The organism is Cupriavidus sp. 09_S30 (assembly GCF_056930435.1).
The window spans coordinates 3,080,544-3,093,098 of sequence record NZ_JBXOWI010000002.1 but is presented as its reverse complement, the minus strand read 5'-3'; the positions used below and the strand labels follow the sequence as shown (position 1 = coordinate 3,093,098).

13 protein-coding genes are annotated in these 12,555 nt (G+C 67.1%); 2 read left to right on the top strand and 11 right to left on the bottom strand.

Annotated elements, in window-relative coordinates:
* Nucleotides 1-70 precede the first annotated feature (70 nt).
* Nucleotides 71-1,480, bottom strand: a complete 1,410-nt coding sequence (gene fumC / locus AC1Z3O_RS34035) for a class II fumarate hydratase (RefSeq protein WP_483521571.1) — start codon at nt 1,478-1,480, stop codon at nt 71-73.
* Between the two features lie 240 nt (nt 1,481-1,720).
* On the opposite strand from fumC, the gene AC1Z3O_RS34030 reads away from it, so the two are divergent.
* A complete protein-coding gene (locus AC1Z3O_RS34030) occupies nt 1,721-2,065 on the top strand; it encodes a hypothetical protein (protein WP_483521569.1) in 345 nt (114 codons plus the stop codon).
* Nucleotides 2,066-2,163: 98 nt separating this feature from the next.
* On the opposite strand, the gene AC1Z3O_RS34025 is transcribed toward AC1Z3O_RS34030, so the two are convergent.
* Together AC1Z3O_RS34025 and AC1Z3O_RS34020 are read right to left on the bottom strand one after the other, a co-directional pair.
* Nucleotides 2,164-4,116 carry a diguanylate cyclase domain-containing protein gene (locus AC1Z3O_RS34025; protein WP_483521567.1) on the bottom strand — a complete coding sequence of 651 codons (1,953 nt, stop codon included), beginning with the start codon at nt 4,114-4,116 and terminating at the stop codon, nt 2,164-2,166.
* A 254-nt stretch (nt 4,117-4,370) separates the two neighbouring features.
* Nucleotides 4,371-4,688, bottom strand: a complete 318-nt coding sequence (locus AC1Z3O_RS34020) for a PadR family transcriptional regulator (RefSeq protein WP_483521565.1) — start codon at nt 4,686-4,688, stop codon at nt 4,371-4,373.
* Nucleotides 4,689-5,161: 473 nt separating this feature from the next.
* On the opposite strand from AC1Z3O_RS34020, the gene AC1Z3O_RS34015 reads away from it, so the two are divergent.
* Nucleotides 5,162-6,073: a DMT family transporter gene (locus AC1Z3O_RS34015; protein ID WP_483521563.1), complete on the top strand. Its 912-nt coding sequence runs from the start codon at nt 5,162-5,164 to the stop codon at nt 6,071-6,073.
* A gap of 19 nt (nt 6,074-6,092) precedes the next feature.
* Here the strand turns inward: AC1Z3O_RS34015 and AC1Z3O_RS34010 are convergent, their stop codons facing one another.
* From AC1Z3O_RS34010 to AC1Z3O_RS33975, 8 genes are all read right to left on the bottom strand, one after another.
* Nucleotides 6,093-6,902: a MipA/OmpV family protein gene (locus AC1Z3O_RS34010; RefSeq protein ID WP_483521561.1), complete on the bottom strand. Its 810-nt coding sequence runs from the start codon at nt 6,900-6,902 to the stop codon at nt 6,093-6,095.
* A gap of 73 nt (nt 6,903-6,975) precedes the next feature.
* Entirely contained in the window at nt 6,976-7,233 is a 258-nt protein-coding gene (locus AC1Z3O_RS34005; RefSeq protein ID WP_483521559.1) for a hypothetical protein, read from the bottom strand.
* A 29-nt stretch (nt 7,234-7,262) separates the two neighbouring features.
* On the bottom strand, nt 7,263-7,709 hold the full coding sequence (gene fur / locus AC1Z3O_RS34000; RefSeq protein WP_483521557.1) for a ferric iron uptake transcriptional regulator: 447 nt from the start codon (nt 7,707-7,709) through the stop codon (nt 7,263-7,265).
* 577 nt (nt 7,710-8,286) lie between these two features.
* Nucleotides 8,287-8,889 (bottom strand): cation efflux transmembrane domain-containing protein, encoded by a 603-nt coding sequence (locus AC1Z3O_RS33995; RefSeq protein WP_483521555.1) that lies wholly within the window; start codon nt 8,887-8,889, stop codon nt 8,287-8,289.
* A gap of 287 nt (nt 8,890-9,176) precedes the next feature.
* Complete coding sequence (locus AC1Z3O_RS33990; protein WP_483521553.1) at nt 9,177-10,295, bottom strand: alkene reductase; 1,119 nt, start codon at nt 10,293-10,295, stop codon at nt 9,177-9,179.
* Entirely contained in the window at nt 10,288-10,437 is a 150-nt protein-coding gene (locus AC1Z3O_RS33985; RefSeq protein WP_483521552.1) for a hypothetical protein, read from the bottom strand. The genes AC1Z3O_RS33990 and AC1Z3O_RS33985 overlap by 8 nt, the downstream gene beginning before the upstream one ends.
* 13 nt (nt 10,438-10,450) lie before the next feature.
* A complete protein-coding gene (gene dkgB, locus AC1Z3O_RS33980; protein ID WP_483521550.1) occupies nt 10,451-11,254 on the bottom strand; it encodes a 2,5-didehydrogluconate reductase DkgB in 804 nt (267 codons plus the stop codon).
* A gap of 47 nt (nt 11,255-11,301) precedes the next feature.
* Nucleotides 11,302-12,486, bottom strand: coding sequence for an MFS transporter (locus AC1Z3O_RS33975; protein ID WP_483521548.1), 1,185 nt, complete (start codon nt 12,484-12,486; stop codon nt 11,302-11,304).
* Between the last annotated feature and the right edge of the window lie 69 nt (nt 12,487-12,555).

Here is a 12,555-nt window from a genome sequence, read left to right as displayed (position 1 = left end):
GGCATTCCCTGTACGCGTCGGCGGTGCGGGACCGGCCGCGGCGGTGCGGCCCGCCGCGCCGCCCGCGCGCTCAGACTTCGCGCGTCATGCCCTTCAGGTCGATCCACTGTTCGAACTGCGCTTCGCTGACGTGGCCGGAGGCGATCGCCGCCTCGCGCAGGGAAAGATTGCGCTTGACGGCCAGCTTGGCGATCTCTGCGGCCTTGTCGTAGCCGATATGCGGATTGAGCGCGGTCACCGGCATCAGCGAGCGCGCCAGCAGCTCGGCGATGCGTTCCTCGTCCGCCTGCACGCCTTCGACCATATGCTCGGCAAAGCTGGCGGTTGCATCGGCCAGCAGGGTGATGCTCTGCATCAGGCTGTAGATCAGCACCGGCTTGTAGGCGTTCAGTTCCAGCGTGCCGAGGCTGTTCGCCAGGGTGACGGTGGTGTGGTTGCCGATCACGCGGCAGCACACCATGGCCAGCGCTTCGGCCTGGGTCGGGTTGACCTTGCCCGGCATGATGGAAGAGCCGGGTTCGTTGGCCGGCAGCTGCAGTTCGGCGAAGCCGGCGCGCGGGCCCGAGCCCAGCAGCATGAAGTCGCGTGCGATCTTCAGGAAGGACGAGGCCGTCGTATTCAGCGCGGCCGACAGGTCGGCCAGCGCGTCATGGGCGGCCTGCAGCGCATAGCGGTTGGGCGCGGGCTCGAACGGCAGGCCCGTGTAGTCGGCCAGCGCGGTGGCGAAGGCCGAGGCAAAGCCGTGCGGCGCATTCAGTCCGGTGCCGACGGCCGTGCCGCCCTGCGGCACCGGCATCGCGCGCAGCATGGCCTGCTGCAGCCGCGATTGCGCATGGGCTGTCTGTGCCATATAGCCGGAGAACTCCTGGCCCAGCGTCAGCGGCACGGCATCCTGCAGGTGGGTACGCCCGACCTTGACGATGTCGGCGAAGGCCTCGACCTTGCGGCCGAAGGCCTGCTGCAGCCTTTCCAGCGCCGGCAGCAACTGGCGCTGGACGGCCCGCGCGGCGGCGATGTGCATGGCCGTCGGGAAGCTGTCGTTGGATGACTGGCTGGCGTTGACGTGGTCGTTCGGGTGCACCGGCCGCTTGCTGCCCACCTGGCCGCCGAGCAGCTGGATGGCGCGATTGGCGATGACCTCGTTGAGGTTCATATTGGTCTGCGTGCCCGATCCCGTCTGCCAGACCGAGAGCGGAAACTCTTGCGGCCAGCGGCCCGCGATGACTTCTTCCGCCGCGCGCTCGATGGCATGGGCCAGCTCGGGCGCCAGCACGCCGAGCTCGCGGTTGGCGCGTGCCGCGCACAGCTTGAGGATGGCGAAGGACTCGATCAGCGCGGGCGGCATCTTCTCGGTGCCAATGCGGAAGTTCTGGCGTGAGCGCTCGGTCTGCGCGCCCCACAGGTGCTCGGCCGGCACCGGCACTTCGCCGAGGCTGTCCTGTTCGATGCGGAAGGCGGCTTGAGGCTGCTGGTCGGACATGGAATGCTCCTTGGAAGATGATCTGGACTGCCGGAAGGCGGTCATCGGCAAGCACTACACTGACATAAGGATACGTCGCCGGGGTGACGGCAGGGTGCCGCCGCATCCACGCCCGGCGTGCCGTTTGCGCCATCCCCCGCCGCCTCCGCAGGACAGCCCGCGTCGCATGCCAGGCGTCCTGGTCTACAATGCCGGCGTCTACGGCGCGCCGTTGCGCCGGCAGTGAGCCAAGGAATCGAGATGGGTGAAGCGAAACGAAGGGGCACGCCGCAAGAGCGCGCCGAGCAGGCGCGGGCACGTGTGGATTCGCTGCGGCCGGCGCAGCTGGTCTGCGGTGCATGCAAGACCGCATTCACGACATTCGATGCCATTCCCGCGCCGGACCTGCACGGCATCGACGCCGTCTTCGGCGGGCAATGCCCGTCCTGCGGCAATGATGTGCTGGTGTTCAAGGGCGAGCCGCAGGCCGTGGCCGATGCGATGCTCGCCTGGGAGAAGATGATGGGGGCCGACGCCAAGCTTGGCTACCAGTCGGGAGACGGGCGCCACATCGCCTTCGACGACAAGGGCGAGGAACTGCACTAGCCGGTTCCCACCCAGGGCGCCGGCATGGATGCCTTGCCGGCGCGCCAAGAGGCCGCGCCGGCGCATCACTAGCGCATCACCAGCGCATCACCAGCGCATCATAGGTCGGACAGACCCTCCGGCCCGATCTCATAGCGACCGCGCCCGGCTGCCTTTGCGCGGTAGAGCAGCACGTCCGCCTCGCGCAACAGTTCATGGTCCGCCATCGGCGCGCCGCGGTAGAGCGCCACGCCGATGCTGACGTCGACATCGGCGACGATCCCGTTGATGTGGAATTGCCGTCCCACCGAGTCGAGGATCGACTGGGCGACGCGCCTGGCGGCGCCCGCGTCACCGAGGCCTTCCAGGATCACCGCGAATTCGTCGCCACCCAGCCGCGCCACCGCGTCGTTCTCGCGCACGCAGCGCTGCACGCGGCGCGCAAAGGCTTGCAGCAGCAGGTCGCCGGTGCCGTGGCCGTGGAAATCGTTGACGGCCTTGAAGCGGTCCATGTCCAGGTAGAACAGCGCCATCAGCCGCAGTTTCTCGCGGCTGCGCGCCATGGCCTCGCCCAGGCGCTTCTCGAATCCACTGCGGTTCAGCAGCTGCGTCAGGTGGTCCAGGCGCGAGATGCGCGATAGGCGCAGCGTTTCGAGCTTGCGCTGGGTCACGTCCAGCACATGGATGTGCACGCCCACCACGTGCGCGCCGACGGCATCCCACTCCGGCCGCAGGTTCACCTCCAGGCAGCGGTATGCCGGCTCGCTCTCCTCGAACTCGAACGTTGCCGGGGTGCCGCCCAGTGTCTGCTGCAGGTGGGGCTGGAGTACGCCGTAACGCTGCTCCCCGATCACCTCGCGCATGCTCATGCCCCGCAGCTTCGCCAGCGGAATGCCATAGGCGTGTTCATAGGCGACGTTGTTGAAGAGATAGCGCTCGTCGGTGCCGACGAAGGCCAGCAGCGAGGGCAGGGTGTCGGTCACGGCGCGCAGGCGCCGCTCGCTGGCGTCGAGCAGCTCGCGGCGGCGCTCGAGCTCGCGCATCAGCTGCGCGAACGCCCGGCCCAGGTCGCTGATCTCGTCGCCGCCATGGTGTGGCAGGCGCGCGTAGGCGGCGGGATCGTGCTCGCTGTCGCGCACGACCTGGTGCAGGCGGGTCAGTGGCGCGAGCATGCGGCGCACCGCCAGCCAGATCAGCAGGGCACCGATGGCGACGGCGGCCAGCAGCAGGTACAGCACCCGCAACTCCATCGCCCGCAGCGGCGCGAAGGCCTCGCGCGCCGGCAGCACCGCCACCAGTTCCCAGCCGGTGCTCGCCATCAGGTAGCGGGCAATCACCGGCCGTTGCGGCTGCAGGAACTCGAAGAATCCGGTATGGCCCGAGGTACCGCAGGTATCTCCCAGTGCAGAGGCCGGCTGCAGCACCTGCGCCATGTCCGGGTGCTGGACATAGACCGGCTTGCCACCGCCGGAGACCAGGCAATAGAAGCCGGTAGTACCGAGACGGCTGTGCGACAGTTCGACCAGGAAGTTGGAGTGGGACAGGTCCAGCCAGCCGCCCACCAGTCCACGGAACTCGCCACGCGGCGACAGGATGGGTACGCTCACCAGCACGCCATCGGTGCCGGTCACGCGCGCCCGCAGCGGGGTCGAGACGACCGGTTGCAGGGTGCGCGCCACTTCCAGGAAGTAGTCGCGGTCGGCGACACCGACCACGTCGCCGCTGCGGGTCAGGATCTTGCCCTGTGCGTCGGCCACCATCACGCCGTCGAAGCTCTCCGGCACCGGCACGTTGCGCTGGGCGCGCTCGCGCAGGCGCATCGGTCCTTCGTCGAGGTGGCCGGCGAGTTGCCCGGCAACGTGCTCCAGCAGCGTGATGCGATCGTTCATCGCGGTGTCGAGCTGCTTGACGGTGAGCTCGACGATGGAGTCCTGCTGCTCCTGCAAGGCGTGGCGCACGTCGCGCTGGGCGAAGTACACCGAGGCCAGTGCGATCCCCGCACCGAATACGGTGGCGATTGCCACTGTGCTCAGGGCGATGCGCGTTTTCAGCGAAAGCGAGAGGAGGGTCATGCAGGCCAGCGTCGACGGGGCGGCGGCACCGTCACAGACGATGCCGGGCAAGCGGGAAGCATGCAGCGGTTGCCGCGGCGACTACCCTAGCACATCCGTGCAGAGTGGAGCGTAAGGCAGGCCGCCAGACGCCACGAAGGGACGCGGAAAGGGACGCAGAAGCAGACGCAGAAACGGGTACGCCATGGTGCCCGCTGTCCGACCAGGTGAGGCGTGCAGGGCCGGGCGGCTCGCACGCCTCGCCGGTCGGCTGATCAGCCCTGTGCGATCTCGGAGGACTCGCCGCGCGAGTGAAGCCGGCGATACAGCTGGTCGAGCTGGGTGCGGCTATTGCGCAATTCTTCGCGGCCGCGTTCTGTGATGAGATAGACGCGCCCGATGCCGTCGCGCAGCACGCTCTCGATATAACCATCCATCTGCAGCGTGCGCAGGAGCGGCCGGACGGAGCCGATGTCAACCTGGAAGCCATAGTCCATCAGCATGTCGGCGAGCATGGCCACGGTGGCGGGCACCTCGAACGCGAACTGGAGGACGTAGACTCGGGCGAGCAAGCCAAGGAACTGTCGTTTCATGAGCCTGCAAACGCGGCATATATGCGAACGGTTGACTTTGCATTATAGTTGTGCACCGAGCGCCGCAAAAAAAGAAGCCGCCAGGTGAGTGGCGGCTTGTCGGGAATGCGTCGGAGGGGTCAATTAACTCTGGCGCAGATCAGATTTTAAAATAATCTAATCCGCGTTGTCATCATCCCGTAGCACGGTCCCCCCTTCGGTAGGGTGTCGAGCTTGAGTTTGGTGATGAAAGTGATCCTTGCGGCGTGTTTTCGGTGCGCTGCCGTGTGGATCGTCGCGATCCGCGCCCTTGTGCGCGCCATACAAGGTTGGCCGCGTGCAGCGGGACCGACCCTCCGGCCGGCGGATCCTTACGCCCAGCCGGTCCTCCATGCAGGTGTCCGAAATCGGCGAGCAGAATGCCTGCGGCGGCGCTGTAATGGAAATACCGGCGCTGTTCCGCGCCACCCCTCTCGCCTTTCGCGCTTCCCGCCATGAGCTTCGCCGACCTTGCTCGCCTGCTGCTGCTTTCCGCCATCTGGGGCGCCAGCTTCCTCTTCATGCGCATCTGCGCACCCGTGCTGGGACCGCTCACCGCGGCCTTCCTGCGCGTGCTGATCGGCGCCATCACGCTCGCCGTCTGCCTGGCGCTGCTGCGGGTGCGCTGGGACATGCGCGGCAAATGGCCCGCCGTGATGGCGCTCGGCGTCATCAATTCCGGCATCCCCTTCGTCATGTACGGCATCGCCGCCTTGTGGCTGCCGGCTGGCTATTCGGCGGTATTCAATGCCATGACGCCGCTGATGGGCGTGCTGATCGGCGCCTTGTTCTTCGACGAACGGCTGACGCGCGCCAAGGCGCTGGGCGTGGTGCTCGGCGTGGCGGGCGTGGGCGTGCTCACGCGCAGCGGGCCGGTGGCATTCACGGCACAGGTGCTGATGGGGGCCGCCGCCTGTCTGGTGGCCACGGCGTGCTATGGCCTGGCGGGCTTCCTGGCGCGCCGATGGATCACCGCGCGCGGCGGGCTCGACAGCCGGCTGGTGGCCGCGGGCAGCCTCGTGGGGGCGTCCCTGTTCCTGCTGCCATTCAGCGCCGCGGCGCTGTGGCACCAAGACACGTTGCCGGCCGCCGGGTCCTCGGTCTGGGGGGCGATGATCGCGGTAGGCATGCTCTGCACCGCGATCGCCTACATCCTCTATTACCGCTTGATCGCCGATCTCGGCCCCGTACGCTCGCTCACGGTCACCTTCCTGATTCCGCCGTTCGGCGTGGTCTGGGGGGCGATCTTCCTGGGGGAGCAGCTGTCCTTGGCCCACCTCGCGGGCGGTGCGCTGATCGGGCTCGCGGTATGGCTGGTACTGCGTCCGGCCGCTCCGGTGGCAGCGCCGGCCACGGTGCGTGGGTGAGGGAACGGCGCGGGCCGCGCTAGCGGAAGCGGTAGGTCACCGCGCCCATCGCCGTCCATTGCTGGCGCCGCTCGGTGATGGGGCTGGCGCCCGCAGCGCCGCGCAGCTGGGCGAAGGTGACCGAACCCAGCGCCGCCCAGCGGCGCGAGATCTCATAGCTGATGAACGCATTGGCGTGCCATTCGCGCAGTCCGGAGCCGATGCTGTACACGGGCAGGCCCGAGTTCTGGCTCTGCTGGGCGTCCACGCCGAAGAACGTGCGCATGTATTGCCCATTGCCCCAGGTCACGCCGGGCCCCAGGGTGAACAGCCACTTGCCGGCCGGCAGGCTGAACAGCACGTCGCCGTTGGCGATCAAGCCCTGCTTCTGCCCGCCAATGTCCTGTGCGAGGTCTGCCGACAGCGTGACGAAGGAAATCTGCGCCTGGGCGAAGGCGCGGGCGCGTACCGTCATCTGCACGTCGCCCAGGCCCTTGAGGCGGGCATCGTCGCTTGCGTGGCGCCAGGTGGGATCGAGCTGGAAGTCCGCGCCCACCTGCCAGACGTCGTCATTGAGCAGGTAGGCGCCCAGGAAATCAAAGCCGCGAGAAAAAAAGCGGCCGTCGTAGTCGATGTCCTGATAGACGATGGGGTAGACCAGAGAGTGGCGCGCACCCGGGTAGGCTGGTGCCACATAGACACCGGGGCCGGCCGAGATCTTCCAGCGGCTGGCCGGCGCCTCATCCTGCTGCGGCTGGGTTTGCGCCGTGGCCAGGCCGGACAGGCAAAGGCCGGACAACAGCAGGCCGGCGGCAAGCGCGCGGGGGCGCGGTGCGGAAGCTGGGAACATGCAAGGGCTGGAAGGTCATGCCGCCACGGCGGCGCGGGGGCGCCCATTCTACCCGCGCGATCGCCTGCGCGGTTCAGCGCGCGGCGGCAGCCGCAACGTTGTAGCGTTCGCGCATCAGCACGATCACGCGGCGGGCCTGCGGCAGGTCGCGGACCGCTTCGTCCTCGGCGCGCGCAGGGAAGTCGACCTCGGCGCTCCAGTTGCAGCCGGTATGGTCGGGCCGGTGCACGCACACGGCGCGCAATTCGCAGTCGCCACAGCCAGGTTCCTCGCGCAGGCAGCGCGCCAGCATCTGCTTGAGTTCGGGAAGCGGTTTGCTGCGGCGGTCCATGGCATGGCCTCGGGCAGGTTGCGGTGGTTTCAGTCGAGCGCCGCGCGTGCGCGGCAGTCCGGACACGTGCCGTAGAGCACCAGCATGTGCTCGCGCAGGGCGAAATCCTTGGCCAATGCCACTTCGCGCTGGCGCCGCTCGATGCCCTCGTCGGTGAATTCCTCGACCCGGCCGCAGCTCACACAGATCAGGTGGTCATGGTGGCCACCCTCATTCAGCTCGAATACCGCGCGGTCGGACTCGAAGGTCCGGCGCACCAGGATATTGGCCTGCACGAGCTGGTTGAGCACGCGGTAGATGGTCGACAGGCCCGCATCCAGATCCTGTGTCAGCAGCGCCCGGTAGACGTCTTCCGCGCTCAGGTGGCGCTGCTCGGTGGTGCGGAACAGCTCCAGCACGCGCATGCGCGGCGAGGTGGCCTTCAGGCCGGCGCGCTTCAGGTCGATGGGATCGGAGCAATCGGGTGGCATAAGCATGCGGCACAAGCCCGGCAAGGGCGGATGGCCGGGGCGGCGCACGGAGGCCTGGCTGGCCACCGGGCCGATGCGCAGCGCCCCGTGCGGGCGCACCGTGACAGGCACGGCGCGCAGGAATAAAAAGGTGGCCTGGCTTGCCGCCCGAGGTGCGACCGGATTGGCGGGTCTCGTTGCCGCACCGGTCCTCAGACGACTGGCTACTGCCAAACGCTCCGCGTGACGGAGCGGTCCCCACAAAAGACGGTTGGGTGTGCCGCGCGGCGGCACTACCGGAATCCTGCGCGTTCGCCGCGGCCTGGCTGGCTCGGGGACGTTCCATTTCCCGCTTCGCCTCGCCCTGTTTGCTGCGTCGAACGATGGAATGGATTGTAAATGCGAATTAGTCTCATTACAAGGGATTTTTGGGAAGCGTTCGCTCACGGCCCAGTAGCGCGCTGTCGAGTGACAAGTAGCGCAGCACAATGCAGGCGCCGGGCAGGGGCGGCCACCCCGAGCGTCCTGCTTGGATGGCAGTCGGCGCGCAGCGCCTTCTGATCGTGTTCAAGGCTTGGCCCCGCACATCGGAGATGAACCTCTTTTATGTGCTTCCTTCCTGCTCAGCCTCTCGCAGAATTTCGACGGCTTCCTTGACGACGTATGAGCCGATCGCGAAGCCTGCCAGCAAGTCAAACACCCATAGCCCCGTTAGCCAAACCAGCACGCCTGCTGAAAACACTCCCAGATTGGCGAGCACATCCACGCGCGTGAAAATCCAGGTGGCGCGTAGGTGAATTTCACCATGCCGGAACTTGGCGAGCATTCGCAGAACCGTGCTGTTGACGGCGAGAGAGGCGATCGAGTACGCCATCATGGCCAGCCCTTTCGGCTCGCTGCCAATCAACCCACGCCGCAACACGTCCAGCAGGATGCCAGCGCCCAAGACGGCGAGTAGTGTCCCGCTCCAACGTGCCGCATTGCGCTTGAATGCCGGGCCGCGCGTCGCCGCCATCAGCGCGATAGCGTAAGCCGATGCATCGGCCAGCATATCCAGCGCATCTGCCATTAGTCCGGTGGATTGAGCCCACAGCCCGGCCGTCATGCCGACAACGAACATCGTGGCATTGAGAACAAGGGCAACACGAAGCGTCGCACGCTCCTTCGCTTGCGCAGGATTGGACGGGCGGGTACTTTCGCAGGCCATTGGCTGTCAGTCCATGCTCGCGGTCGTGTCAGCCTAGCATGAAGTGAAAGGTGTCGAGTGGCGCGCGCAGTTGTTGAGGTCCTAGCATCAAGCAGCGTCTGATTCAGGCGGGTGGCCTACAACCTGTCCGAATGGGTCGAGTGGTGCCGTGGCGTCGGCGCCAGACTCAATGACGCGACCATTTCCACTGTCTTACTGCTGGCTCAACAGCTAAGGGACACGCCCATTCCGCCTTTGCGCGAGGCGAAAAATATGGGGCAATGAAGCTCGGGCGTGTCCCGTATGGTTCAGACTGCGGATTCGGCCAGCGTGGGGTAGTCGGTCAGGCCGCGCGCGTCGCCGCCGAACAGCGTGTCGCGGTCGTGCTGGTTCAGCGGCACGCCGAGGCGCAGACGCTCAGGCAGATCGGGGTTGGCGACGAAGGGGCGGCCAAAGGCGATCAGGTCGGCCCAGCCCTCGTTCAGTGCTTGGCGAGCGCGTTCGGCAGTGTACTTGCCGGCGTAGATCAGCGCACCGGGGAAGGCCTCGCGCAGGCGCTGCTTGAAATCGACCGGCATGTACGGGGCATCTTCCCAGTCCGCCTCGGCGATATGGATGTAGCCCACACCGATCTTGCCCAGCAGCTTCGCCGCGGCCAGGTAGGTGGACTCCGGGTCGGCGTCGGAGCAGCCGTTAAGCGTGGTCAGCGGCGCCAGGCGGATGCCGACCCGGGTCTTGTCGCCCGTGCCCTCGACCAGGGCCTGCGCCACCTCGCCGAGAAAGCGCAGGCGGTTCTCCAGCGAACCGCTGTACTCGTCCGTCCGGTCGTTGGCGTTGGAGTCGATGAACTGGTTGACGAGATACCCGTTGGCTGCGTGCAGCTCCACGCCGTCGAAGCCCGCTGCCATCGCGTTGCGCGCGGCCTGGCGGAAATCGTCGACGATGGCGTGGATCTCCTCGATCTCGAGTGCGCGTGGCTTGGATGCCTGCACGAAGCCGGGCTTACCGTCGCTCTCGGCGACGAACACGTTGACGCCCGCGGCTTGGATGGCCGACGAGGACACCGGCACCTGCCCGTCGAGCAGACTGATGTGGCTCAGTCGGCCGACGTGCCAGAGCTGCGCGAAGATCCGTCCGCCGGCCGCATGCACCGCCCCGGTGACCTTGCGCCAGCCGGCGACCTGCGCCGGGGTGTGGATGCCCGGCGTCCACGCATAGCCCTTGCCGAGCGACGAGATCCAGGTGCCCTCGCTGATGATCAGTCCGGCGCTGGCGCGCTGTGCGTAGTACTCGGCCATCAGATCATTGGGCACGTCGCCGGGCTGGCTGGCGCGCGAGCGCGTCATCGGCGGCATCACCAGGCGGTTGGGCAGTTCGAGTCTGCCCAGGGAATACGGCTGGAACAGAGAGTCTTGGGTATCAGGCATCAGAGGTCTCCGCGACCGGCGCAAGCGCGCTGGCCGATTGGGCATGGAAATTGGGCAGCACGGACTCGGCGATCTCGTGGAGGGCCTCGTCGAGTGGCCGCCGCTTGCGTCGGAACTGCACGCCAGCCAGAGGAGCAGCCATGGCGAGGTCTCCGTCAGTCCCACACCGGGGCCAGGCCCTCGGGGTTGACCTGCCGGCCGTTGCGCTCCAGCGTAGCGATCCTGGCCATGTCGTCGGCATCGAGCTCCAGGTCGCGGGCGAGCAGATTGCTGGCCAGGTTCTCGCGCTTGGTCGAGGACGGAATCACGGCGTAGCCGAGTTGCAGCGCCCAAGCCAGCGCGACCTGGGCGACGGTGGCCTGGTGCTTGTCCGCGATCTGGGCCAGCACCGGGTCCTTCAACACCTTGCCGTAGGCCAGGGTCATGTACGAGGTCACGGCAATGCCCTGCTCCTTCAGGAACGCGGTCAGCTTGTGGTTCTGCAGGTAGGGGCTGAGCTCGATCTGGTTGGCGGCGATCTCGCCCCTGCCGACCGCGGCGATAGCCTGCCTGGTCAGCTCGATATTGAAGTTGGAGATGCCGATCTGGCGCGTCAGCCCCAGCGCCTTGGCTTCGGCCAGCGCGGCCATGTACTCCGGCAGCGCGACGCCGTTGCCCGGCGCGGGCCAGTGGATCAGGGTCAGGTCGACATAGTCGGTGCGCAGCTTCTTCAGGCTCTCGCGCAGGCTGGGCACCAGCTCGGTCCTGGCATGGTTATCGATCCAGATCTTGGTGGTGATGAACAGGTCGGCACGCTGCACGCCGCTCTCGGCGATAGCCTGGCCGACTTCGGCTTCGTTGCCGTAGATCTGCGCGGTATCGACGGCACGGTAGCCCAGCTCCAGCGCGTTGCGTACTGAGTCGATGACGGCCGGTCCGGTCAGGCGGAACGTGCCGAGGCCGAAGGAAGGAATGCTCATGGCAAGACTCCTGAGTCAGGTTGAGGCAGGGAACAAAGAACGGGACATCACGCCTGCGCGGTCTGGGCCGATGCGGCGCGGCGATCGATCCGCCCGCTCAGCGCCGTCAGGCCCAGCGCGCCCAGCGTCACGAGCGCGGCGATCCACGGCGTATGCGCTAGCCCCAGATGACCGACAACTTGCGCACCGGCCCAGGAGCCGCCGGCAACTCCGAGGTTGAACGCGGAGATGTTGAGCCCGGAGGCGACGTCGGTTGCATCGGGGGCAAGCTGTTCGGCCTGGCGCACCACGTAGACCTGCAGGCCTGGCACATTGCCGAAGGCCACCGCACCCCACGCCAGCACGGTCAGCACGACCAGCGGCTTGCTCGGCGCGGTAAAGGTCAGCACCAGCAACACGGCGGCCAGCAGTCCGAAGATGACTTTCAGCGCGGTGACCGGTCCCTTGCGGTCGGCCAGGCGGCCGCCCCAGACGTTGCCGAGTGCGACCGAGATGCCGTAGGCCAGCAGCACCAAGCCCACCATGTTCGGATCGAAGCCGGCAATGTCTTCCAGGATCGGGGCGAGGAAGGTGAAGGCGATCAGCGAGCCGCCGTAGCCCACCGCGGTCATCGCGTAGACCAGCAGCAAGCGCGGTTGCATCAGGACGCGCGCCTGGCGGCGCAGTGGCGCCGGCACGGCGTGCGGGACCTTGCGCGGCACCAGCGCCAGGGCACCGATCAGCGCGACGAGGCCGAACGCGGCGACAGCAAGGAAGGTGGTGCGCCAGCCGAAGTGCTGGCCGATGAAGGTACCCAGCGGGATGCCAGTGACGAAAGCGACGGTCATGCCGCTGAACATCGTCGCAATGGCGCTGGCCGCCTTCTCGCGCGGCACCAGGCTGGTGGCAATGATCGAGCCGACCGAAAAGAACACGCCGTGTGCCAGGCCGGTCAGCAGGCGCGCCACGATCAGCGTGGCATAGCCCGGCGCCAGCCACGCCACCAGATTGCCGACGGTGAACAGCACCATCAGCCCCACCAGCAGCGGCTTGCGTGGCACGCGCGCGGTCAGCGCAGTGAGGATCGGCGCACCTACCGCCACGCCCAGCGCGTACAGGCTGACCAGCAGCCCTGCCGAGGGCAGGGAGACACCGAGATCGCCGGCAATGGTCGGGATCAGGCCAACGATGACAAATTCGGTAGTGCCGATGGCGAAGGCCGCCAGGGTCAGGGCAAGCAGTGCAAGAGGCATGGCTGCGATCCGGGGAAGGTCTCGAATGGGTCGCAGTTTGCAACGTTTACTTTTGTTGATTAAGCCGTG